We start from the raw sequence: 21705 nt of genomic DNA, 5'->3' as shown, positions 1-21705 counted from the left end.
CGGCCTCCCTGGTGTCGGTCCCGGCCGGTCGGACCGCCAGTGTGCGCGGAGGGGCCGATCAACGAAAGAGGGGTCGCCGCAACGGCCGAACCGGGCGACGGACGGCCGGGGCGGTCACTCACCACCGGGCCAGACCTCACGCCACTTCTCGTGGACGACGACGCCGGTCAGCCGCCAGCCGTCGGCGGTGCGCCGGGCGGTGAACTCGTAGCGGCCGGCGCAGGTGTAGTTGGGGGCGGTGGGACCGCCCTCGTCCTCTGTCTCGGGGCCGGTGAGCCGCATCGGGTTGAGGTAGTCGGCCTGGACCGTGGCCGTGTCCCCGGGGGCGCCGTCCCGGCGGGCGAGGGTGATGCGGCGGTTGACGATCAGATGCTGCCGCATGGTGAAGTTCCCCAGCATCTCGCCGAGCCAGGAGGCGATCTCCTCCGCGCCGCCCTCGATGCCGCCCGCGGAGCGGTAGTCGGCCCGGCCGTCCGGGGTGAACAGGTCCCGATAGCCGGGCCAGTCACCGTCGTCCACGGCGATGGCGTACCCGGTGATCAGATCGTCGAGGGCGAGGCGGTCCATGACCGTGGAGTGTTCCGCGCGCTGCGTCATCGCCTCATTTTTCGGCATCCGGAAGGCCCCCGCCAAGAGGCGGGGGCCTTCCGGCGCGGCGTCAGTTCACCAGCGCCGACTCCGGCACGGCATCCGGGCCGGAATCCGAGCTCCGGGCGCCCTCGACGTCCGCCCGCCGGGCCTCCTCCGCGGCCTCCCGCCGGTCCTCCGAGTCGGTGAACTGTGTCCGGTACAGCTCGGCGTAGCGCCCGTCGGCGGCCAGCAGCGTCTCGTGCGTCCCGCGCTCGACGATCCGTCCGTCCTCGACCACCAGGATCAGGTCCGCGGCCCGTACGGTCGACAGCCGGTGGGCGATGACCAGCGCGGTACGGCCGTCCAGCGCCTCGGTGAGCGCTTCCTGCACCGCCGCCTCGGAGGTGTTGTCCAGATGGGCGGTGGCCTCGTCCAGGATCACCACCCGGGGGTGGGCGAGCAGCAGCCGGGCGATGGTCAGCCGCTGGCGTTCGCCGCCCGAGAGCCGGTAGCCCCGCTCGCCGACGACGGTGTCCAGCCCGTCGGGGAGTGCGGCGATCAGGTCCTCCAGGCGCGCCCGGCGCAGCGCGTCCCACAGCTCCGGCTCGGCCGCCTCCGGCTTGGCCAGCAGCAGGTTCGCGCGGATCGTGTCGTGGAAGAGGTGCCCGTCCTGGGTGACCATTCCCAGGACGTCGCGCAGCGAGGCGGCGGTCAGCTCGCGGACGTCCACGCCGGACAGCCGGACCGCGCCGGAGTCGGTGTCGTACAGCCGCGGCAGCAACTGGGCCACGGTCGACTTTCCGGCGCCCGAGGAGCCGACCAGGGCGACCATCTGGCCGGGTTCGGCGCGGAAGGAGATGCCGTGCAGCACCTCTTCGCCGCCCCGGGTGTCGAGGGTGGCGACCTCCTCCAGGGAGGCCAGCGAGACCTTGTCGGCGGACGGGTAGCCGAAGCGGACGGAGTCGAACTCCACGGACACCGGGCCCTCCGGGACCGCGCGGGCATCCGGCTTCTCGGTGATCAGCGGCTTGAGGTCGAGCACCTCGAAGACCCGCTCGAAGCTGACCAGCGCGCTCATCACCTCGATATGGGCGCCGGACAGCGCGGTCAGCGGGGCGTAGAGCCGGGTGAGCAGCAGGGCCAGCGAGACGATCGCGCCGGGCTCCAGCTGTCCGCGCAGCGCGAGGAACCCGCCCAGGCCGTAGACGACGGCCAGCGCCAGGGCGGAGACGAGAGTGAGGGCGGTGACGAAGTACGTCTGGACCATGGCCGAACGGACCCCGATGTCGCGCACCCGGCGGGCCCGGGTGGCGAACTCGGCGGACTCGCGGGCGGGCCGGCCCATCAGCTTGACGAGGGTGGCGCCCGGGGCGGAGAACCGCTCGGTCATCTGGGTGCCCATCGCCGCGTTGTGGTCGGCGCCCTCCCGGCGCAGATCCGCCAGCCGGCGGCCGACCCGGCGGGCGGGCAGCACGAACACCGGCAGCAGCACCAGCGCGATCAGGGTGATCTGCCAGGACAGACCGAGCATCACCACGAGGGTGAGCAGCAGCGTCACGATATTGCTGACGACCCCGGACAGGGTGTCGCTGAAGGCCCGCTGGGCGCCGATCACATCGTTGTTCAGGCGGCTGACCAGCGCTCCGGTGCGGGTGCGGGTGAAGAAGGCGATGGGCATCCGCTGGACGTGGTCGTACACGGTCGTCCGCAGGTCCAGGATCAGCCCCTCGCCGATGCTCGCCGACAGCCAGCGGGTCACCAGCCCCAGAGCTGCCTCGGCGACCGCGATCACGGCGATCAGCCCTGACAGCCGGACGACGAGGGACGCCGAGTCGCCGCCCACGATCGCGTCCACCACCCGGCCCGCCAGCAGCGGGGTGGCCACCGCGAGCATCGCGGTCGCCGTGCTCAGCACGAGGAACCACACCAGGTGACGGCGGTGCGGGCGGGCGAATGCCGTGATGCGGCGCAGGGTGCCGCGGGAGAAGCGGCGCCGGCCCTGCTGCGCGGTCATCGTGCTGTGCAGCGCATGCCAGGCGGTGACTTCCATGTCCATCGTGGCCTCCAGGTGCCGGGGTTCGTCACGGGATCGCCGTGCGTGCCCGGCGACATACAAGGAACGTAGGACCTCAACCAACGTTGAGGTCAAGTGAATCCGGGGGCATCACCCGACAGGGCGTGCCGACAGGGGCGGGCCGGGGGCCGATCAGGCTCCGGGGCCGCCCCGCAGCGGATGTTCCCAGACCACGGGCCGGGCGGCGCCGTCCGGGCAGGTCACCGTCAGCCGGATGCCCGGCCGGCCGTCGGGGAGCGGGACGGTGAGGTCCACGGTGATCTCCACCCGGACCGGCTCCGGCCGTGCCGATGCCCCGGTGGTCACCGCCGCCAGTGCTTCGCCGAGTACGGCCAGCAGCTCACGGGCGCTCCTGTCGTCGACCTGGGTGTCGACCGGGCCGGTGAACCGGACCGACGGCCGGGTGCCGAGCGCAGCGCCGGCCGCGGCGGCTTCCCGCAGCACGCGGGTGCGCAGCCCGGGCGGCGCCTCGGCCGGGCCCTGCTGCAGCGCGATGATCGCCGTTCGGATCTCCTGGATCGTGGCGTCCAGCTCGTCGACCGCCCGGCCGACCCCCTCCGCCACCTCCGGCAGCTGGGCCTTGCGCCGGGCGGTCTCCAGCAGCATCCCGGTGGCGAACAGCCGCTGGATGACCAGATCGTGCAGATCGCGGGCGATGCGGTCGCGGTCCTCGAAGACGGCCAGCCGCTCGCGGTCACGGTGCCGGTCGGCCAGCACGAGCGCCACCGCGGCCTGGGCGGCGAACTGTGTTCCCAGGGTCCGCTCGGTGTGGCTGAAGCGGCGGTCGCCGGATATCCGGCACAGCGCGAGCGCGCCCAGCACCCGCCCGTTGCTGCGCAGCGGCAGCAGCATCGTCGGGCCGTAGTGGCGCGACAGCGGGGAGATCGAGCGGGGGTCGTCGGCGAAGTCGTCGGAGAAGACCGCGAGCCCGGCGTGTATCTGGTGGACGACCGGGCTCTTGGGCGGGATCCGGCCGCGGTGCGCCTCGGCCCGTACGGACTCGGGCAGCACGGTCGAGATCGCCACGACCTCCATGCCGCCCTCGGTGTGTGGCAGCAGGACCGCTCCGGTCGCCGCCTCGGCCAGCTCCCGGCCCTTCTCCGCGACCACGGTCAGGGCGTTCGTGGTGGTCGAACCGGTCTCGGGTCCGGCCAGCAGGGCGGTGGTGACGGATGCCGCGCCGTCGATCCAGCGTCGGCGCTGGCGGGCGGCGCAGTGCATCCGGGCATTGCTCAGGGCGATGCCGGCCTCGGTGGCCAGTACCCGTACCAGGTGCAGATCCGCGTCGCCGAACGCCTCGCGGTCGCTCTTGCCCGCCACGTACAGCGTGCCGAAGTGCTCCCCCTGCACCTGGATCGGTACCTCCAGGAAGCCCCCGGCGGGCGGCTCGCCTTCGGGGGAGGGGCCGTGGGTGATCGGCTCGCCGGGGCCGTCACCCTCCTCGCGGGGGAGGCTGAGAGCGGCGTGGCGCGCGCCGGTGAGGGAGGCGGCGGTCTCGGCGATACGGCCCAGGGCACGGCGCAGGTCGTGGTCGGAGCCGACGGCCACCATCGCCTCCAACAGCTGCGGAAGCCGGGAGATCGGCCCACCGGCCAGCTCGCGCAGGCTCTGGGCGGTGCGTTCGGGGAGATCTCCGGCGGGATCCGACGGCTTCAGGGCGCACCTCTCACTTCCGGGCGGTCCGGACAGTCTAATTCGCCCGAAAGAGTGCCATTAGGGGGCCTCGGGGTGCGTATGCGGATGAGGTGCCCGGGGCAGGCGGTCAGCGGAGCGCTCGCCGGACCGGTCGCCGGGGGACTGGGCCGGGGCCGTCGGGGCGGCGTCGTCGGGTCGGGCGCGCCGGGACCGGGGGCGTCGCCGGCCGGGCAGCCGGTCGGCCGGCCGGACGCTGCGCTCGCCGACGACGGCATCCAGGCCGTGGTCGACGCTGCGCTCGCCCCCGGGAAGCCGTTCCGGCCGCCTATATCGGCCACGCCCACGAGGGGCGACTTTGAGACAACCTGAAGCTCGGGCGTGCGCCGGGACTTTGAGGGCGCGGACTGCGGGTAAGCCGTAGTCAACTACGGGCACAGCAGCAGAAACACACGGACACGGACGACACGTCACCTCACTACCGATGACCCGGAAACGGGCCGACCCGCCCGGATTGCGCCGGGCGCCCCCCACACCTTCCGAACGTCTCCGCCGCAGACGCGTGGCCATATCCCGCGCCTCGGCACGAAAGTGGGCCGGGCCGATGGATGAAGGTCAGTACTACCCGAGACTCGTGGGGCCCAGCCGCGCGGCGGGCGGCACGACCGTGCTGGAACTCCGCGGTGAGCTGGACATTCTCGCCGTGTCGGTGCTGTCCGACCGGATGGACGAGATCACCGGTACGCAGGGCACCGACCTGGTCGTCGACGTACGCGCGGTCACGTTCATCGACTGCGCCGGACTGTCCCTGCTGAGCCGCGCCCGCTACCGGACACGCCAGCGGGGCGGCCGGCTGCGGCTGACCGGCGTCTCCGGCGGCGGGAGCGTCGCGCGGCTGCTGCGGATGACCGGCCTGACCGGCAGCTTCGAGGTCGTGGCCGACGAGGCCGGCGGCGACGACGACGCGGACGGAGCCGCCGGACCAGCCGGGCTCACGGACACCGCGGGCACGGCGGTCGCCTGATTGGCTCCGGCGCCTGCCGCTCCTGGCCTGCCCCGCCGCCCCGCGGCACCGGACCTCAGGCCGGCAGTGCCGCCTCGATGGCGGTGGTCAGCTCCTCGGCCTCCGGCTCGGTGCGCGGCCGGAAGCGGCCCGCGACCCGGCCCTGGGCATCGATCAGGAACTTCTCGAAGTTCCACTGGACGTCACCGGCCGCCCCTTCGGCGTCCTCGGTGCCGGTCAGCGCCGCGTAGAGCGGATGCCGGTCCTCGCCGTTGACGTCGGTCTTCTCGAACAGCGGGAAGCTCACGCCGTACGTCGCCGAGCAGAAGGCGGCGATCTCCTCGGCGGTGCCGGGCTCCTGGCCCGCGAACTGGTTGCTGGGGAAACCCAGCACACTGAAGCCACGGTCCCCGTAGCGCTCCTGAAGCCGCTCCAGCCCCGAATACTGCGGGGTCAGCCCGCACTTGGACGCCACGTTCACCACCAGCAGGGCCTTGCCCCGGTAGTCGGCGAGCGAAGCGGGCTCACCGGTCAGGGTGCGCAGGGGGATGTCGTACAGGCTCACGGTCATGCTCCTTGTCACGGGTCCGCGGATACGGACGGCCATCATCCGTCCCAACCCTGGCACCCGTCCCGATCTTCCCCGGATCGTCGACCGGCCAGGACACGACCGGCCGGATCTCCCCCGAGCGCCACTCCTTGAGCAGCTGGTCGAAGATCGGCGTCTCTCCCTCGGCCGGACGGCGCGCCTGCGGGGCAGGGGGCGGCAGGGCCGGCGGGGCGGGGGGCGGCAGGGCCGGCGGCTGGTGGGGGAGCGAGAGGCGCCGAAAGGGGTGGGAGGCGGGCTTCTTGGCATCCATGCCCGGACTCAACCGGAAATCGGCCCCCGAGTTGCGGGACGCGGCCGGGGCGGTCCCGAGATGCCCCTGCGGTGGTGACGGGCAGAAGATACGTTCGCGCGCCGGAGGGGCCGGTGGATACCCCACCGGCCCCTCCGCCATCAGCAGCCTCGTGCGTCACATCACCCGGCCCCTGCCGTCCGCACGCGACGGGGGCCTGCCGGGCAGGTCAGCTCCGGCACAGCAGCGCTTGGAGGACCTGCCGGAGCGCCGCCTCGGGGTCGGCCACCCGGCCCTCGGCCCGCCAGGCCACGAAGCCGTCGGGGCGCACCAGCACCGCACCCTCCGACGTCGTCCCGTGCTTCTCGGCCCAGTCCACGCCGTCCTCGGGAATCAGATCGTCGTTCGGCCCCGTGCCGACCTGATAGCAGTCCAGCCCGAGGGAGAACTGCTCGACGGCGCCTTTGGCCGCGGTGCGCCACATCTCGCCCTCGGAGCCGGTCAGCAGGACGAAGGACTTCTCGTACAGATCGAGGGTCGAGCGCCGCTCGCCGCCGGCCCGCACCCACATGTGCGGGGCGCGGGTGCCCGGCTCGCCCGTCAGCCGCATCTGGTCGGGGACCACCGGCAGGTCGGCGTCGGCACCGACCACCGCGCCCTGCGGATAGCAGTACCCCAGGGCGACGGTGAGCACCCCGCGCTGCCGGCCACCGCCCGCGCCCGGAGCCGGGGAGTACCCCGGGTGGCTGTGCTCGGCCGAGCGCGCCGAGGCGCGGGCGCTGGTCTCCTGCGCCACCGGCTGCCGTTCCGCCTCGTAGGACGCCAGCAGCTCCGGGCCCGCCGAGCCGTTCAGTACGGCGGCGAGCTTCCAGGTGAGGTTGTGGGCGTCCTGGATGCCTGTGTTGGAGCCGAACGCCCCGGTGGGGGACATCTCGTGGGCCGAGTCGCCGGCGAGGAAGACCCGGCCGGCCGCGTACCGCTCCGCGACCCGCTCGGCGGCGTGCCACGGGGCCTTGCCCGTGATCTCAACTGCCATGTCCGGTACGCCCGTTGCCCGGCGGATGTGGTCGATGCACCGCTCGTCGGTGAAGTCCTCCAGGGTCTCGCCCGTGTCGGGGTGCCACGGGGCGTGGAAGACCCACTCCGCCTTGTTGTCCACCGGCAGCAGGGCGCCGTCGGCCTCGGGGTTGGTCAAGTAGCAGGCGATGAACCGGCGATCGCCCACGACGTCCGCGAGCTGCGGCGCGCGGAAGGTGATGCTCACGTTGTGGAACAGGTCGCCGGGGCCCGTCTGGCCGATGCCCAGCCGCTCGCGCACCGGGCTGCGGGGGCCGTCGGCGGCGATGAGGTAGTCCGCGTGCACGGTGGTGACCTCGCCGGTCTCCCGGTTCCGCAGCGTCGCCCGCACCCCCTGCGAGTCCTGCTCGAAGGAGCTCAGCTCGGTGGAGAACCGCAGGTCACCGCCCAGCTCGCGGGCGCAGCGCACCAGTACCGGCTCCAGGTCGTTCTGACTGCACAGGCACCAGGCGGACGGGCTGATACGGGCCAGCCCGCCACCCGGGTCGATCTCCTTGAACAGCCACTCCTGGTCGTCGCCGGTGAGCGAACGGGCCTGCAGGATCCCGTGGTTGTCGGCCAGGACCGACGCGGCCTCGCGGATCCCCGCTTCCGCCCCGGCCACCCGGAACAGCTCCATCGTGCGGACGTTGTTGCCCCGCCCGCGCGGGTGGCGGGAGGTGTCCGAGTGCTTCTCGACCAGCAGATGTCTGACACCCAGGCGTCCCAGGAACAGCGACGCGGACAGGCCGACCAGGGACCCGCCCACGACGAGTACCGGCACCCGGTCTTCGACGGTGGGATTCATTGCGTGCTCCAGCTCCAGGGACGCTTACGGCAGATGGAGCACGAATGCCCGGCTGAGGACCTGTTCGATCACGGTTCACCTGCATGGCTCACAGATCTCGCGCCACCCGTGGGTCCCGGCCACGATCGAATCCGGGACGCCCCCCGGACCACCGGGCAGGGCGCCCCCACCATCCGGCTCAGTCACCCGGATCGCACCGGAACTGACGACGCACCACTGGGGCCATCGGGCCCCGAAGGAGATGCGTAGACGATGACAACGCTGTCGGAACGAATATCCCAGTCGGCCTTCGACGGCTCCCGGCTGCGGGTCGTCCTGCTTCTGGACCTCCACGAAGGAGCCCAGCAGGACTTCCTCGAAGCCTACGAGCACCTGCGCAACCAGGTCGCGTCCGTCCCCGGACACATCACCGACCAGCTGTGCCAGTCCATCGAGAACCCCTCCCAGTGGCTCATCACCAGCGAATGGGAGAGCGCACCGCCGTTCCTGGCCTGGGTCAACAGCGAGGAACACGTCAAGATGGTCCAGCCGCTGCACGGCTGTGTCCGTGACACCCGGTCGCTGCGCTTCAGCGTCCTGCGCGAGACCTCGAACGTCGCCCGCCTCGCGCCCGAGCTCCCCAAGGGCCGTCTGCAGGCCAACCCCCGCGTCGGCGACGGTGTGGTCCGGCACGCGCTGACCTTCACCGTGAAGCCGGGCAGCGAATCGATGGTCGCGGACATCCTCGCCGGCTACACCTCCCCGGAGGCCAAGGTCGACGACACCACCCGGCTCCGCCGCACCTCCCTGTTCATGCACGGCAACCGCGTCGTGCGCGCGGTCGAGGTGCAGGGCGACCTCGTCGCGGCGCTGCGGCACATCTCCCAGCAGCCCGAGGTCCGGGCCGTCGAGGAGGCCATCAACCCGTACCTGGAGCAGGACCGCGACCTGAGCGATCCCAACTCCGCGCGGGTCTTCTTCACCCGGGCCGCGCTGCCCGCGGTGCACCACGTCGCGGCGGGTGGTCAGCAGCCCGACGGCATCAGGCGGCATGCGCTGTTCTACCCCGCCAAGGAAGGGTGCGGCATGACGCTGGCCCAGATGCTCGCCCGCCAGGACGAGCTGGCCGCGGACGACCCGTCCTGCCCCATCGCCGGCAGCACCATCTTCCAGCGCGACGACGTGGTCGTCCGGCTCATCGATCTCCGGATCCCGATCGACAGCGATCCCGTGCTGGCGCTCGGCGTGCGCGGTCCCCGCAAGACGGCCGTGCTGCGGCGTCTGCTCGACACCGAGGTGGCCGGCGGTCTGTCCAACGACCGCGAGCTCGCGCATTTCCTGGAGCGCGCCGACATGGCCCTCATCACGGACCGCCGGGCACCGGGCGCCTGACTGCGCCCGGCCGCAGCAGGTCGCCCACCCTCATCCACCCCCGGCCTCACGCCCTTGGAGGAAGCAGCCATGACCACGCACCGCCCACGCATCGTGGACCTCAGCGAGACCCAGCCCAACCGCCGGCGCGGAGGTGATCTGCGCGCCATGCTGACACCCAGCGCGGTGGGCGCCACGAGCGGCTTCATGGGCATGGCACTCGTGCAGCCCGGCGAGCGCATCGGCGAGCACTACCACCCCTACTCCGAGGAGTTCGTGTACGTCGTCCAAGGCGCGCTCGAAGTGGACCTCGACGGGGAACCGCACCCGCTGCGCCCGGACCAGGGGCTGCTGATCCCCCCGTACATGCGGCACCGCTTCCGCAATGTCGGGGATGTGGAGGCCCGGATGGTCTTCCACCTCGGTCCGCTGGCGCCGCGCCCGGAGCTCGGACACGTCGACACCGAGGGCACGGAAGAGAGCACACCGGCCGCACCACCGGAACGCACGGAGCCGGTGTCATGACCCGCCGTGTGGCGGTCACCGGCGTCGGGATCGTCGCTCCGGGCGGCGTGGGTGTGCCCGCCTTCTGGGACCTGCTGTCCGCAGGCCGCACGGCGACCCGGGGCATCACCCTCTTCGACCCGGAGGGGTTCCGCTCGCGCATCGCCGCCGAGTGCGACTTCGACCCCGCGGCGCACGGGCTGAGCGAGGAGCAGGTGGCCCGCTCGGACCGGTACGTCCAGTTCGCGATGGTCGCCGCGGACGAGGCGCTGCGCGACGCCGGCCTGGACACGGAGGTCGAGGATCCCTGGCGCATCGGGGTGTCCCTGGGCACCGCGGTCGGCGGCACCACGCGCCTGGAGCACGACTACGTAGCCGTCAGCAACCACGGTGAGCGGTGGGATGTCGACCACCGGCCGGCCGGGCGGTACCTGGAGCGGGCGTTCTCGCCGAGTTCGCTCGCCTCCGCGGTGGCGGAACAGATCGGCGCCCATGGCCCGGTGCAGACCGTCTCCACGGGCTGCACCTCCGGCCTCGACGCCATCGGTTACGCCTTCCACTCCATCGAGGAGGGCCGGGTCGATGTGTGCATCGCCGGCGCCTCCGACTCACCGATCTCCCCGATCACCGTGGCCTGCTTCGACGCGATCAAGGCGACGTCCGCGAACAACGACGATCCCGCCCACGCCTCGAAGCCGTTCGACGCCCACCGCGACGGTTTCGTCATGGGGGAGGGCGGCGCCGTCCTCGTCCTGGAGGAGCTGGAGCACGCCCGCGCCCGCGGTGCGACGATCCACTGTGAGATCCGTGGCTACGCCACCTTCGGCAACGCGTACCACATGACCGGTCTCACCCAGGAAGGCCTGGAGATGGCCGAGGCGATCAACCGCGCACTCGGCCACGCCAGGATCGACGCCACCCAGGTGGACTACGTCAACGCGCACGGCTCGGGGACCCAGCAGAACGACCGGCACGAGACGGCCGCGGTCAAGCGGTCGCTCGGCGCACACGCCCGCAAGATCCCGATGAGTTCCATCAAATCCATGGTGGGCCATTCGCTCGGGGCGATCGGCGCGATCGAGATCGTGGCCTGTGTGCTGGCACTCACCCACCAAGTGGTGCCGCCCACGGCCAATTACGAGACTCCGGACCCGGAGTGCGACCTCGACTACGTGCCCAAAACCGCTCGGGAGCTGCCGCTGCGTTCGGTGCTCTCGGTCGGCAGCGGGTTCGGTGGATTCCAGTCAGCGGTGGTACTGACCCGACAGGGTGGGAGGGCATCATGAGCTCCCCGAAGGAACGTCGTTCCGTCGTCACCGGCATGGGTGTCATCGCCCCCAACGGGGTGAGCACCGAGACCTTCTGGAAGGCGACGGTGGAGGGCATCAGCGTCCTCGACCGCGTCACCCGTGAGGGGTGCGAGCATCTGCCCCTCAAGGTCGCCGGCGAGGTCCGGGGTTTCGATCCGGCGGATCTGATCGAGGAGCGTTACCTCGTCCAGACCGACCGGTTCACCCACTTCGCCATGGCGGCGGCCAACCTCGCGCTGGACGACGCCCGGCTCGGCCGTGCCGACTACAACGACTCACCGTTCGCGGTGGGAGTCGTCACGGCCGCCGGCTCGGGCGGCGGCGAGTTCGGCCAGCGGGAGCTGCAACGGCTCTGGGGCCAGGGCTCCCGCCATGTCGGCCCGTACCAGTCGATCGCCTGGTTCTACGCGGCGAGCACCGGCCAGATCTCCATCCGCGGCGGCTTCAAGGGGCCGTGCGGAGTCGTGGCCAGCGACGAGGCGGGCGGTCTGGACGCCCTGGCGCACGCCGCGCGCACCATTCGGCGCGGTACCGATGCCGTCGTCGTGGGCGCCGCCGAGGCGCCCCTGGCCCCCTACTCGGTCGTCTGCCAGCTCGGCTACGACGATCTGAGCAAGCTCGACGATCCGGCCCGCGCCTACCGCCCGTTCACCAGCGGGGCCTCGGGGTTCGTACCCGCCGAGGGCGGCGCGATGCTGATCGTCGAGGAAGAGGCGGCGGCCGTGAGCCGTGGGGCGAGCGTCCGGGCCGTACTGGCCGGGCACGCCGCCACCTTCACCGGGGCCTCCCTGTGGGAGGCGTCCCGGGACGGGCTCGCGCATGCGATCCGCGGCGCACTGGCGGATGCGCGGTGCGCCCCGGAAGAGATCGACGTGGTGTTCGCGGATGCGCTCGGCGTCCCTGCGGCCGACCGGGCCGAGGCGCTGGCGATCGCGGACGCCCTGGGCCGTCACGCCTCGCAGGTTCCGGTGACCGCACCCAAGACCGGCACCGGGCGGGCGTACTGCGGCGCCCCCGTCCTGGACACCGCGGCAGCGGTGCTCTCGATGGAGCAGGGCGTCGTGCCGCCCACACCCAACGTCGTCGACGTCTGCCACGACCTGGACGTGGTGACCGGCCGGGCCCGGCCCGCCGAGTTGCGGACGGCGCTGGTGCTGAGCCGGGGACTGATGGGTTCGAACGCGGCGATGGTGCTGCGGAAGGGCTCCCCGTCCCCCTCGTGAGAAGGAGAACCGCACATGAACGCTCAACTGACGCTCAATGAGCTGGCCGCGCTGATGAAGTCCGCCGCCGGGCTCACCGTCGACCCGAAGGAGCTGGCGAACCGGCCCGACGCGACGTTCACCGAGTTCGGCCTGGACTCGCTGGGCCTGCTCGGCATCGTCGGCGAGCTGGAGAACCGGCAGGGCCGGCCGATGCCGACCGACGCGGAACGCTGCAGGACGCCGCGCGACTTCCTCGACCTCGTCAACACCGCTCAAACCATCCCCTCCGCCCAAGAGAACGTGTCTACGACAGGAGCCTGACATGTCCGGCCACACCGAGAACGACATCACCATCGCGGCACCGCTCGACCTCGTCTGGGACATCACCAACGACATCGAGAGCTGGCCGCAGCTGTTCAGCGAGTACGCCTCGGTCGAGGTGCTGTCCCAGGAGGGCGACAAGACCACCTTCCGGCTGACGATGCACCCGGACGACAACGGCACGGTCTGGAGCTGGGTCTCCGAGCGGGTCGTCGACCGCCGGAACCGCACCGTCCGCGCCCGCCGGGTCGAGACCGGCCCCTTCGCGCACATGGACATCCACTGGAAGTACACCGAGATCCCGGGTGGCACCTCCATGCACTGGACCCAGGACTTCGCGATGAAGCCCGACGCCCCGGTCGACGACAAGGGCATGACCGAGCTGATCAACCGCAACTCCCGGATCCAGATGGAGCTCATCCGGGACCGGATCGAACAGCGGGACCGCGAGCTCCGGTCCACCACCATCAGCTGACGGCCCGCCAGGCCGCGCTCGGACCGCCGTCCGGCGGCAACGAAGGGATCTCCCCGATGCATCATGCTCTGATCGTCGCTCGTATGGCGCCCGGTTCGGCTCCGGACATCGCCGAGGTCTTCCAGGCCTCCGACCGTACGGAACTGCCGCACCTGGTCGGCGTCTCGCGGCGGACCCTCTTCCAGTTCGGTGACGTGTATCTGCACCTCATCGAATCCGACCGGCCGCCCGGCCCGGAGATCGCCAAGGTGACGGAACACCCGGAGTTCCGCGCCGTCAGCGACAAGCTGTCCGCCTTCGTCAGCGCGTACGACCCGGAGACCTGGCGAAGCCCCAAGGACGCGATGGCCCAGCAGTTCTACAGCTGGCAGCGCGACGGCAGCGGCTGACGCGTACGCGGAGCCGGGGCGATCCCCCGGCTCCCGCGCCGTCCCGGACAAGGGCAAGGTCGCCCGGTGAGGAGAAGCCTCCGCACCGGGCGACCTGCCGTGCCGGGTCATGCTCATTCGGGGACGGTGCACTCGAACGCGTGCAGGTACGGATTGACGACCAGGATCTCGCCGACCTTCAGGCCGGCCTCCGCCATGCGGCTGACCAGGCTCGCCTTGGTGTGCTTGGCACCGCCGACGTTCAGGAGCAGCAGCAGGTCCATGGCGGTGGTGAACTTCATCGAGGGGCTGTCGTCGACGAGATTCTCGATGATCACGACGCGGGCGCCGGGGCGGGCGGCCTTGACGACGTTGTGCAGCGTTCTGCGGGTGCTCTCGTCGTCCCACTCCAGGATGTTCTTGATGATGTAGACATCGGCCCGGACCGGGATGTCCTCGCGGCAGTCGCCGGGCACGACCCGTACCCGCGGGGCGAGCGGCCCGCCGTCGCGCAGCCGGGGGTCCGGGTTCGCCACGACGGTGGGCAGGTCGAGCAGCGTGCCTTCCAGCGCGGGGTGCTTCTCCAGCAGGCTGGCGAGCACATGCCCCTGACCGCCGCCGATGTCCGCCACCGACGACGCACCGGTCAGATCGAGCAGGTTCGCGATGTCCTGCGCCGACTGCTTGCTGGACGTGGTCATCGCGCGGTTGAAGACCTCGGCCGAGTCCCCGGCGTCCTGGTGCAGGTACTCGAAGAACCCCTTGCCGTACAGGTCGTCGAAGACGCTGCTGCCGGTGCGCACCGCATCGTCGAGCCGCGGCCAGGCCTCCCAGGTCCACGGCTCCGTGCACCACAGCGAGATGTACCGGAGGCTGTTGGGGGTGTCCTCCCGCAGCAGCCGGGACATGTCCGTGTGGACGTACTTCCCGTCGTCGGTCTCCTCGAAGATCCCGTAGCACGACAGGGTGCGCAGCAGCCTTTCCAGCGGCCGCGGCTCGGCCTTCACCGCGGCGGCCAGTTCCTCCGCGGTGGTGGGCCGGTCGCCGAGCGCGTCGGCGACGCCGAGGCGCGCCGCCGCCCGTACGGCCGCCGCACAGGCGGCTCCGAAGACGAGTTCCCGGAGCCGCATGGCGGGCTGAGGGGTGGGACTTACGGTGGTCATTCCGCCTCTATTCTCCGGTTGAAGAGAGGTGCATCCCGTGCACCTCTTGCCGTCGGCACAGACCGGCCGGCTCCGAGGTCCGGCAGATGTTGTGGACGAAGCGGTTTCCCTTGCCCTTGGGGTCGCGGTTGGCGAGGTCCACCGGCTTGTTGTGCAGCACGAGGTTGTCGATGATGAGGTTGCGTTCGTTGGCCGTCTTCACGAAGCTGTGGAAGAGCACGATGCCGCCGGAGAGCGGGGACTTGCCGACGTTGTCGCGGATCAGATTGCGCCGGACCACGGTCTTCTCGGCGCCGGTGAGGACGATGCCGGACCCCTGGATGAACGGCAGACGGCTGTTGCCGGCGCAGTGCTTGTTGTTCTTGACGATGGTGTTGTTCCGGACCGCCAGCTCGCCGGCCCGCGGGCGGGACTCGTCGCCGACGACGAAGACGCCGCCGCAGTTCCCGGTGATGGTGTTGTGGGCGACCGTCAGGTTCCTGACGCGTCGTACGGTGATGCCGATCCGGTTCTTCGCGAGGTAGTTCTCGGTGACCGTGGCCCCGCGGGTGTCGGTGGCCCCGCCCTCCTCCTTGACCGTGTTCGCCAGGAAGATGCCCGAGTCGCCGTTGCCGGTGACGACGTTGTCCCGGAACACTCCGCGGGTGGACTTCTCCTGGGCGATGCCCCACACCCCGTTGTGCCGCGCGGCCACGTCGTGGACGCGCAGCCGGTCGGTGCGGGAGGCCCAGATGCCGTTCTTCTTGAAGCCCTTGACGGTCAGCGAACGGATGCTGACGTCCCGCAGCGTCCGGTCGCCCGCGCCGATGACGCAGATACCGCTGCCGGCCTTCCCGCAGGCGTTCTCGGCCCGCTTGCGGCCCGGACTGATCACTGTCTTGTGGCCCGCACCGACGAGGTGCACCCGCGACTTGCGGATGACCACGCTCTCCCGGTAGAGGCCGGGCCGGACGAAGACGGTGTCGCCCGGCTTTGCTCTGTCCACCACTCGTTGGATCGACTGGCCGGGGTGGACCACGAGTCGTTCCGTTGCGTCGCAGGGGGATGCCGCGCCCAGTCCGCCGACCAGCATCGCGGCGACGCAGCCCATGTATGTCATCTGTCGAAGCGCCATGAGGCGAAGCTATGGGCGATCACTCCCGCTCGCCACATGTGGTGACCCGGCGATGACGGTGCGTGCATCCGCCAGCTTTCGACACGCCGTCAAGTCCGCAGTCCTGTGCGGCACCGGACTGCCGATCAGGGCCGGTCAGCGGGTTTCTCGCGACCCTCGTCGGCGACGCCGGGCGCTCCGTTGCCCGGCCGGCGGCCGGTCGGGCCGGAATCACCTGACCGGGTATCGGACGGGCTGCCGGACGGAGCATCGGGCCCGGCATCCGACGGGTCGTCAGCCGCCCCGTCCGGACAGTCCTCGGTCCAGAACGCCGCAAGGCTGGTCGGCAGAAACCACGGACGGACGCGGGAAACGGTCACGGAAGACCAACGCGCCAGTACCGGCCGACGACACCCGCCGAGGGCGTTGGGCGCGTTTGATCACCCCAACGGCCGTGCGGAGGTGGCCGCCGAACGGGCGTCGGCCGCCGCTCGACAGCCGCGGGCGACCGCCGCCTCGATGCCGTCCAGGATCACGGAGAGGCCGGCCTCGAAGGTGGCCCGCGCCTCGCGTTCCAGGTAGGGCACCGAAGCGTCCGGTTCCGGCGCGGCGCCCTCGGTCTCCAGCCGGACCAGGAGCGGGAAGCGCTCCGCGAAGTCGGGGACCATCTCGGTCAGCATGCCGGAGCGGGCCCGCCACCACTCCTCGTCGGACACCCCCGTCGACGCCGCGGCCAGCCGCGACTCCGCGACCGTCTGCGCGGCGCCGCGGACGCAGTGGAACAGGGTGCCGACGATCCGCCGCAGCGCCGCGGAGTCCAGCTCCGTCGCGTACAGCAGGCGGAGCAGCGTCTCCAGGGAGCGGTATTCGTGCGGGCCGAGCACCGGCCGCGCCTGCGAGACCTGGAGGACCCAGGGATGGCGCAGCGAGAAGTCCCAGAGGTCCTCGGCCCACGACGTCACCGCACTCCGCCAGCCCGGCGCGAGGTCGTACTCGGTGGGCAGTTCGGCCAGTACGTGGTCGTACATCAGGTCCACCAGCTCGCTCTTGCCGGGGACGTAGGTGTAGAGCGCCATCGCCGTACGCCCCAGACGCTCGCCGACCGCGCGCATGGACAGCGCCGCCATGCCGTCGGCGTCGGCGACCGCCACCCCGGCCTCGATGATCGCTTCCACGCTCAGCGCAGGTCTGGGTCCCGACGCCCGTTGCGCACGCGGGGGCGCGGAGCCTTCCGTGCGCCACAGCAGGGCCATCGAACGGCGGGCGTCGCCCTGGCCCGCGAATACGACCACTTGCCACTCCTTACGGCATAAAGTAACGTCTCCGAGCGAACTCTTTACGATGTAAAGATAGCAAGGTCCTGGTGGCACCGTCGATGCGCCGACGGCGTGTCGGCCGCGGGCCCCGCCCCCGGGTGTCACCACGTCAGTTTTCGGCCCGCACCCTTCTGTCAGTGCCCCTCTGCCCGTACCCCTGCTGCTCCATGGAGGATTCGATGGCGGCCGTGCCCGTCGCGCTCATCCAGGTCACCGACGTCCGGCGGCTCACCCCGCACATGGTCCGCGTCACCTTCGCCGGGGACGGCCTCGACGACTTCCCCACCTGGCCCGACCAGCAGCTCAAGCTGTGCTTCCCCAGGCCGGGACAGACGGAGCCCCGGCTGCCCGAGGGGGCCGCGGACGGCGACGTCATGCGCTGGTACCAGGCGTTCCTCGCCCTTCCCGAGGACGAACGGCCCTGGATGCGCAGCTATACGGTGCGCTCCTACGACCCCGTGCGGCAGCGGATCGACGTCGACTTCGTGCTGCACGGCACGAACCCCGCCACCACCGGACCGGCCACCCGGTGGGCCGCCTCCGCCGCCGTGGGCGACCTCCTCGCCCGGTACGGACCGTCGGCCGAGTACGCCAGGCCGCTGCCGCTCGACACCGCCGACTGGCTGCTGCTGGCCGGCGACGAGACCGCACTGCCGGCCATCGGCTCGCTCCTCGAAGCACTGCCGGCCGGCGCCCGCGCACTGGCCTGTATCGAGGTGGCGGACGCCGCCGAGGAGCAGCACCTCGCCACCCGGGCGGACCTCACCGTGCGGTGGGTGCACCGAACGGGCGCCGCGGCCGGGCCGCATGACGCACTGCCGGCGGCCGTCCGTGCGCTCACCTTCCCGCCGGGCCGGGTCTTCGCCTGGCTGGCCGGTGAGGCGGGCACGGTGCGGGCGCTGCGGCGTCATCTGGTCGAGGAGCGCGGGGTCGAGAAACGGCGGATCGAGTTCAGCGGGTACTGGCGCCGGCGGCTCAGTCAGGACGACGCCCCGACGGACGAGGATCTCGCCGAGGCGCAGGAGCGCATCGACGCCGCCCGGTCCGGGCAGGGCTGACGCCCTGACGGGTCAGCCCGCCCGCTCGGCCGCACTGCGCTCCACGCAGAACTCGTTGCCCTCGATGTCGGCGAGCGTCGCCCATCCGGTCCCGTCGGCCCGGCGGTGGTCGGCCACCAGGGTCGCGCCGAGCGCCAGCAGCCGCTCGACCTCCTCGTCCCGGCTGCGGTCCTGCGGCTGCAGATCCAGGTGCACCCGGTTCTTCCCGGCCTTGGCATCGGGCACCGTGACGAACAGCAGGGCGCCGCCCGCGGCCGTGACGGTGGCCTCCGGATCGCCCGGCAGATCGTCGTCGGCCAGCGTTCCGCCCAGCACCTGCGCCCAGAAGCTCGCCAGGCGGTAGGCGTCGGCGCAGTCGATCGTGGTGTGGCGTACCAGTGAAGTCATGGGCGTCACTATGCGGTTGGGGGTGGGTGGGTTGTCCACCGGAATCATGCGGTACGCGGCGGGCGTCCGCGGTCGCGGCCCGTGACCGGTGCGGGGGCCGGGCTTCCGGCGTCGGCCGCACCGCGGTAACTTCGCGTGCCCGTCGGGGAGTTCGTGGGGCGACCGCACCGCGGGCCCGCGGCGGGCGGCGCGATCGGGCGGGCCGGCGTCGGCCGGGGCACGCGCACCGGCAGATCCGCGCCGCGCCAGCCCCCGTTTTGTCCGGCCCACCCATTCAAGTCGCCCGCCCCGGTCGTCTACAGTTGCAGAATTCCGCAATTCAACAGATGACGCGATGGCCTGTCGGCCTGAACGCGGAGGACATGCGTGGGCGGTTTCGCCGGATCGGTACGGAAACGGGTGCGCGCGGCGCGGTCCGCGCCCGGTCCCGGAAGCGGGGCGAGGACATGAACGGCGCCTGGGTTCCGCTGTGTCAGGCCAAGGCAGAATTCTTCCGGATGCTGGGTCATCCGGTCCGTATCCGGGTGCTGGAACTGCTCCAGAGCGGGCCGATGCCGGTACGGAACCTGCTCTCCGCGATCGAGGTGGAGCCGTCCGCGCTCTCCCAGCAGCTCGCGGTGCTGCGCCGCTCGGGCCTGGTGACGGCCACCCGCAGCGGTTCCACCGTCGTCTACGAACTGGCCGGCGGCGAGGTCGCGGAGCTGCTGCGCGCCGCCCGCCGGGCCCTCACCGAGGTGCTCGCCGGGCAGCATGCGCTCCTGACCGAACTGCGGCAGACCGAGGCCGGTGCCGTGCCGGCGGCCGACGGAGTGGGGGCGGTCTCGTGATCCGCTCGCCGCGCCGCGCGGACGGTGGCCGTCACTGCGAAGCCCGCTCGCTCACCACCGGAAAAGGGTGACGCGGATGTCCGGCGCACCGAGGCGCAAGGGGCCGCCGCCATGGCGGGCGGTCCGCTCACGCACCTGCATACCCATGGCCACCGGGCGGGGGACCGTACGGCCCTGCCGGGGGCGTCCGCCCGGACCAGGGCCGCTGCGCACCGCCCGCGGGCACGGCCGGGCGTGCCCGGAGAGCGCCGCCCGCCGCCACACCTCGCCGCGCTGCGGCGTCCGGCGGTACCGTACGATCGCGGTGCGCCCCGGGACCCGGCTGGCGCGGCTGCCCGGGTCGGTGCTGCTCACCCGCCCGGCCCCACGGCGCAGCCCCTGGCGCCAGGTGCTGCTCTCCATCGTCGTGACCAATCTGCTGCTGGTCTTCCTGGCGCTGGTCATCTATCTGGGCCGGCACGCCGGGACGTGACGCGGAGGCCGGCGAGGGACGGGACGCCGGCGACCACGGGCGGATGGCCCGCTGCGGCCCCGGCCCGCCACAACCACGCGACATCACGTCCGAAGGACCACACCAGGAGCCCCAGCGCCACGGCCACCGCGGCGGTCGCCGAGGCCCGCGGCAGGATGCCCGTACCGGCCGCGACCAGCACGACACCCTGCAGCGCCGCCACGGTCTTGCGCGCCATGCTGTGCGGCAGGTCGCCGCGCAGCCACGGCAGCACCCAGGACGCCGCGACGAAGAGGTAGCGCATGAGGCCGATGGTCAGCACCCAGGGGCCCAGCGGGATCGCGACATGCACGCAGAGCACCAGGATCAAAAAGGCGTCGACCTCCATGTCGAAGCGCGCCCCCAGGGGCGTCGCCGTTCCGGTGCGCCGGGCCACCTGGCCGTCGACCGCGTCCAGGACCAGTGCCACGGCGGCGAATGTGATCAGCACCACGACCGGTGTCCGCCGGTCGAAGGAGTCCGCGACCAGCGCGGTCACCCCGCCGACGAGAATCGTGCGGGCCAGTGTGACGCGGTTGGCCGGTCCGAACGACGTGGTCCACGTCCGCCGCATCGCGACGGTGAGCACGGCCCAGGTGACCACGGCGAAGAGGCACCCGGTGAACCAGCCCACGGTGCCCAGACCGCCCACCCGGCACAGCACTTCCAGAACCAGCAGTTGCATACCCATACCGGCCGTGATGTCCGGTCCGAACGGCCTTGTGTCGTAGCGCTCTTGCACGGCCACCCTGCCTCCCGGGATGTGTAGCGGACTCGATGGGCGCCGCGTAGGGTGACGGCGTCCTCATGATCCCCAGCATCGATGAACCATCGCCGTAGCGTCCAGGAGGATCCCGATGCCGCGCGTCGCTTGTGCCTTTTGGCTAAGCGCTCCAGGTCAGGGCGAGATCCGGACGGTGACCCTTCCGGAGCCCGCCGCCGACGAAGTTCTGGTGCGCACGATCTGCTCCGGAGTGAGCCGCGGAACGGAGACCCTGGTCTTCCGCGGCGGCGTCCCCGAGAGCCAGCACACCGTGATGCGGGCGCCGTTCCAGGAAGGCACCTTCCCGGCGCCGGTCAAGTACGGCTACCTCAATGTAGGCGTGGTCGAGGAGGGGCCGCACGACCTGCTGGGCCGTACGGTCTTCTGCCTCTATCCGCACCAGACGCACTTCGTCGTCCCGGCGAGCGCCGTCACCCCGGTACCGGACGCCGTGCCCGCCGAGCGGGCCGTACTGGCGGGCACGGTGGAGACCGCGGTGAACGCCCTGTGGGACGCCGCGCCGCTGGTCGGCGACCGGATCGCGGTGGTCGGCGCGGGGATGGTCGGCTGCAGCGTCGCCGCGGTCCTGGCCCGTTTTCCCGGGGTTCGGGTGCAGTTGGTCGACGCCGACCCCGCACGCGCCGCCATCGCCCGGGCACTGGGCGTGGACTTCGCGCTGCCCGCGGACGCGCTGGGCGACTGCGACCTGGTCGTGCACGCCAGCGCCACCGAGCAGGGCCTGACGCGCTCGCTCGAACTGCTCGCCCCGGAAGGCACCGTGATCGAGCTGAGCTGGTACGGAGACCGGCAGGTCAGCCTGCCGCTGGGGGAGGCCTTCCACTCCCGCAGGCTGGTCGTCCGCAGCAGCCAGGTGGGCACGGTCTCCCCGGCCCGGCCCGGCCGTACCTTCGCCGACCGGCTCGCGGTGGCCCTCGACCTGCTCGCCGACCCCGCCTTCGACGCGCTGATCACCGGCGAATCGGCCTTCGAGGACCTGCCGCGGGTGCTGCCGAAGCTCGCCTCCGGTGATCTCCCGGCGCTGTGCCACCGCATCCGGTACGGGCCGGCGGACGGCTGACAACCCCCGGCGGAG

General features: G+C 71.8%; 22 protein-coding genes. 12 read left to right on the top strand and 10 right to left on the bottom strand.

Translation table 11 applies throughout. The annotated features are described in order from the left end of the window. Positions 1 to 114: 114 nt before the first annotated feature. From Scani_RS21110 to Scani_RS21100, 3 genes are all read right to left on the bottom strand, one after another. A complete protein-coding gene (locus Scani_RS21110; RefSeq protein ID WP_159478734.1) occupies positions 115 to 597 on the bottom strand; it encodes a nuclear transport factor 2 family protein in 483 nt (160 codons plus the stop codon). Positions 598 to 658: 61 nt separating this feature from the next. Beyond that, positions 659 to 2626, bottom strand: coding sequence for an ABC transporter ATP-binding protein (locus Scani_RS21105; RefSeq protein ID WP_159478731.1), 1968 nt, complete (start codon positions 2624 to 2626; stop codon positions 659 to 661). 150 nt (positions 2627 to 2776) lie between these two features. Beyond that, positions 2777 to 4195 (bottom strand): sensor histidine kinase, encoded by a 1419-nt coding sequence (locus Scani_RS21100; RefSeq protein ID WP_246296057.1) that lies wholly within the window; start codon positions 4193 to 4195, stop codon positions 2777 to 2779. A gap of 685 nt (positions 4196 to 4880) precedes the next feature. Here Scani_RS21100 and Scani_RS21095 point away from each other — a divergent pair. Next, complete coding sequence (locus tag Scani_RS21095; protein WP_159478728.1) at positions 4881 to 5300, top strand: STAS domain-containing protein; 420 nt, start codon at positions 4881 to 4883, stop codon at positions 5298 to 5300. Positions 5301 to 5355: 55 nt separating this feature from the next. Here the strand turns inward: Scani_RS21095 and Scani_RS21090 are convergent, their stop codons facing one another. Then, positions 5356 to 5844 (bottom strand): glutathione peroxidase, encoded by a 489-nt coding sequence (locus Scani_RS21090; RefSeq protein WP_159482269.1) that lies wholly within the window; start codon positions 5842 to 5844, stop codon positions 5356 to 5358. Positions 5845 to 6347: 503 nt separating this feature from the next. Next, the gene (locus Scani_RS21085) at positions 6348 to 7982 is read right to left on the bottom strand and encodes an FAD-dependent oxidoreductase (RefSeq protein ID WP_159478725.1); all 1635 of its coding nucleotides are present in this window, start codon (positions 7980 to 7982) and stop codon (positions 6348 to 6350) included. Between the two features lie 252 nt (positions 7983 to 8234). Between Scani_RS21085 and Scani_RS21080 the strand changes: the two genes are divergently transcribed. The 7 genes from Scani_RS21080 to Scani_RS21050 all read left to right on the top strand — a co-directional run bounded on the left by Scani_RS21080 (position 8235) and on the right by Scani_RS21050 (position 13536). Next, entirely contained in the window at positions 8235 to 9353 is a 1119-nt protein-coding gene (locus tag Scani_RS21080; RefSeq protein ID WP_159478722.1) for a SchA/CurD-like domain-containing protein, read from the top strand. A 69-nt stretch (positions 9354 to 9422) separates the two neighbouring features. Beyond that, a complete protein-coding gene (locus Scani_RS21075; RefSeq protein ID WP_030083353.1) occupies positions 9423 to 9857 on the top strand; it encodes a cupin domain-containing protein in 435 nt (144 codons plus the stop codon). Beyond that, positions 9854 to 11122 (top strand): beta-ketoacyl-[acyl-carrier-protein] synthase family protein, encoded by a 1269-nt coding sequence (locus Scani_RS21070; protein WP_159478719.1) that lies wholly within the window; start codon positions 9854 to 9856, stop codon positions 11120 to 11122. Before Scani_RS21075 ends, Scani_RS21070 begins: the two co-directional genes overlap by 4 nt. After that, positions 11119 to 12369, top strand: coding sequence for a ketosynthase chain-length factor (locus Scani_RS21065; protein WP_159478716.1), 1251 nt, complete (start codon positions 11119 to 11121; stop codon positions 12367 to 12369). The genes Scani_RS21070 and Scani_RS21065 overlap by 4 nt, the downstream gene beginning before the upstream one ends. A 15-nt stretch (positions 12370 to 12384) precedes the next feature. Continuing rightward, the gene (locus Scani_RS21060) at positions 12385 to 12672 is read left to right on the top strand and encodes an acyl carrier protein (RefSeq protein ID WP_159478713.1); all 288 of its coding nucleotides are present in this window, start codon (positions 12385 to 12387) and stop codon (positions 12670 to 12672) included. 1 nt (position 12673) lies between these two features. After that, positions 12674 to 13147, top strand: coding sequence for an SRPBCC family protein (locus Scani_RS21055; RefSeq protein ID WP_159478710.1), 474 nt, complete (start codon positions 12674 to 12676; stop codon positions 13145 to 13147). 56 nt (positions 13148 to 13203) lie between these two features. After that, on the top strand, positions 13204 to 13536 hold the full coding sequence (locus tag Scani_RS21050) for a TcmI family type II polyketide cyclase (protein ID WP_159478707.1): 333 nt from the start codon (positions 13204 to 13206) through the stop codon (positions 13534 to 13536). A gap of 113 nt (positions 13537 to 13649) precedes the next feature. On the opposite strand, the gene Scani_RS21045 is transcribed toward Scani_RS21050, so the two are convergent. From Scani_RS21045 to Scani_RS21035, 3 genes are all read right to left on the bottom strand, one after another. After that, positions 13650 to 14678, bottom strand: coding sequence for a methyltransferase (locus tag Scani_RS21045; RefSeq protein WP_159478704.1), 1029 nt, complete (start codon positions 14676 to 14678; stop codon positions 13650 to 13652). Positions 14679 to 14685: 7 nt separating this feature from the next. Beyond that, on the bottom strand, positions 14686 to 15792 hold the full coding sequence (locus Scani_RS21040) for a right-handed parallel beta-helix repeat-containing protein (protein WP_159478701.1): 1107 nt from the start codon (positions 15790 to 15792) through the stop codon (positions 14686 to 14688). A gap of 419 nt (positions 15793 to 16211) precedes the next feature. Beyond that, a complete protein-coding gene (locus Scani_RS21035; RefSeq protein ID WP_159478699.1) occupies positions 16212 to 17063 on the bottom strand; it encodes a TetR/AcrR family transcriptional regulator in 852 nt (283 codons plus the stop codon). Positions 17064 to 17266: 203 nt separating this feature from the next. On the opposite strand from Scani_RS21035, the gene Scani_RS21030 reads away from it, so the two are divergent. Further along, the gene (locus Scani_RS21030) at positions 17267 to 18145 is read left to right on the top strand and encodes a siderophore-interacting protein (RefSeq protein ID WP_159478697.1); all 879 of its coding nucleotides are present in this window, start codon (positions 17267 to 17269) and stop codon (positions 18143 to 18145) included. Positions 18146 to 18157: 12 nt separating this feature from the next. Here Scani_RS21030 and Scani_RS21025 read toward each other — a convergent pair whose 3' ends face one another. Next, the gene (locus Scani_RS21025) at positions 18158 to 18532 is read right to left on the bottom strand and encodes a VOC family protein (protein ID WP_159478696.1); all 375 of its coding nucleotides are present in this window, start codon (positions 18530 to 18532) and stop codon (positions 18158 to 18160) included. A gap of 446 nt (positions 18533 to 18978) precedes the next feature. Here Scani_RS21025 and Scani_RS21020 point away from each other — a divergent pair, with 446 nt between their 5' ends. Together Scani_RS21020 and Scani_RS21015 are read left to right on the top strand one after the other, a co-directional pair. Beyond that, the gene (locus Scani_RS21020) at positions 18979 to 19359 is read left to right on the top strand and encodes an ArsR/SmtB family transcription factor (RefSeq protein WP_159482268.1); all 381 of its coding nucleotides are present in this window, start codon (positions 18979 to 18981) and stop codon (positions 19357 to 19359) included. 76 nt (positions 19360 to 19435) lie between these two features. Continuing rightward, entirely contained in the window at positions 19436 to 19831 is a 396-nt protein-coding gene (locus Scani_RS21015) for a hypothetical protein (RefSeq protein WP_159478694.1), read from the top strand. Here Scani_RS21015 and Scani_RS21010 read toward each other — a convergent pair. Continuing rightward, positions 19800 to 20597, bottom strand: a complete 798-nt coding sequence (locus tag Scani_RS21010; RefSeq protein ID WP_371872362.1) for a CDP-alcohol phosphatidyltransferase family protein — start codon at positions 20595 to 20597, stop codon at positions 19800 to 19802. The two genes, Scani_RS21015 and Scani_RS21010, sit on opposite strands and share 32 nt — an antisense overlap. A gap of 109 nt (positions 20598 to 20706) precedes the next feature. Here Scani_RS21010 and Scani_RS21005 point away from each other — a divergent pair, with 109 nt between their 5' ends. Then, positions 20707 to 21690 (top strand): zinc-dependent alcohol dehydrogenase, encoded by a 984-nt coding sequence (locus Scani_RS21005; RefSeq protein WP_159478692.1) that lies wholly within the window; start codon positions 20707 to 20709, stop codon positions 21688 to 21690. Positions 21691 to 21705 lie beyond the last annotated feature (15 nt).

It is taken from the genome of Streptomyces caniferus (genome assembly GCF_009811555.1).
Lineage (GTDB): Bacteria > Actinomycetota > Actinomycetes > Streptomycetales > Streptomycetaceae > Streptomyces > Streptomyces caniferus.
Note: the sequence above shows the minus strand (reverse complement) of the source record. Positions and strands in the feature narration are given on the sequence as shown.

Bases quoted from the DNA above. Each gene is read 5' to 3' on its own strand.
- Scani_RS21095 (WP_159478728.1), top strand. From the start codon at position 4,881: ATGGATGAAGGTCAGTACTACCCGAGACTCGTGGGGCCCAGCCGCGCG.
- Scani_RS21040 (WP_159478701.1), bottom strand. From the start codon at position 15,792: ATGGCGCTTCGACAGATGACATACATGGGCTGCGTCGCCGCGATGCTG.
- Scani_RS21085 (WP_159478725.1), bottom strand. From the start codon at position 7,982: ATGAATCCCACCGTCGAAGACCGGGTGCCGGTACTCGTCGTGGGCGGG.
- Scani_RS21025 (WP_159478696.1), bottom strand. From the start codon at position 18,532: ATGACTTCACTGGTACGCCACACCACGATCGACTGCGCCGACGCCTAC.
- Scani_RS21075 (WP_030083353.1), top strand. From the start codon at position 9,423: ATGACCACGCACCGCCCACGCATCGTGGACCTCAGCGAGACCCAGCCC.
- Scani_RS21065 (WP_159478716.1), top strand. From the start codon at position 11,119: ATGAGCTCCCCGAAGGAACGTCGTTCCGTCGTCACCGGCATGGGTGTC.
- Scani_RS21005 (WP_159478692.1), top strand. From the start codon at position 20,707: ATGCCGCGCGTCGCTTGTGCCTTTTGGCTAAGCGCTCCAGGTCAGGGC.
- Scani_RS21060 (WP_159478713.1), top strand. From the start codon at position 12,385: ATGAACGCTCAACTGACGCTCAATGAGCTGGCCGCGCTGATGAAGTCC.
- Scani_RS21050 (WP_159478707.1), top strand. From the start codon at position 13,204: ATGCATCATGCTCTGATCGTCGCTCGTATGGCGCCCGGTTCGGCTCCG.
- Scani_RS21070 (WP_159478719.1), top strand. From the start codon at position 9,854: ATGACCCGCCGTGTGGCGGTCACCGGCGTCGGGATCGTCGCTCCGGGC.
- Scani_RS21105 (WP_159478731.1), bottom strand. From the start codon at position 2,626: ATGGACATGGAAGTCACCGCCTGGCATGCGCTGCACAGCACGATGACC.
- Scani_RS21100 (WP_246296057.1), bottom strand. From the start codon at position 4,195: ATGGTGGCCGTCGGCTCCGACCACGACCTGCGCCGTGCCCTGGGCCGT.
- Scani_RS21020 (WP_159482268.1), top strand. From the start codon at position 18,979: ATGAACGGCGCCTGGGTTCCGCTGTGTCAGGCCAAGGCAGAATTCTTC.
- Scani_RS21030 (WP_159478697.1), top strand. From the start codon at position 17,267: ATGGCGGCCGTGCCCGTCGCGCTCATCCAGGTCACCGACGTCCGGCGG.
- Scani_RS21045 (WP_159478704.1), bottom strand. From the start codon at position 14,678: ATGACCACCGTAAGTCCCACCCCTCAGCCCGCCATGCGGCTCCGGGAA.
- Scani_RS21080 (WP_159478722.1), top strand. From the start codon at position 8,235: ATGACAACGCTGTCGGAACGAATATCCCAGTCGGCCTTCGACGGCTCC.
- Scani_RS21015 (WP_159478694.1), top strand. From the start codon at position 19,436: ATGTCCGGCGCACCGAGGCGCAAGGGGCCGCCGCCATGGCGGGCGGTC.
- Scani_RS21055 (WP_159478710.1), top strand. From the start codon at position 12,674: ATGTCCGGCCACACCGAGAACGACATCACCATCGCGGCACCGCTCGAC.
- Scani_RS21110 (WP_159478734.1), bottom strand. From the start codon at position 597: ATGACGCAGCGCGCGGAACACTCCACGGTCATGGACCGCCTCGCCCTC.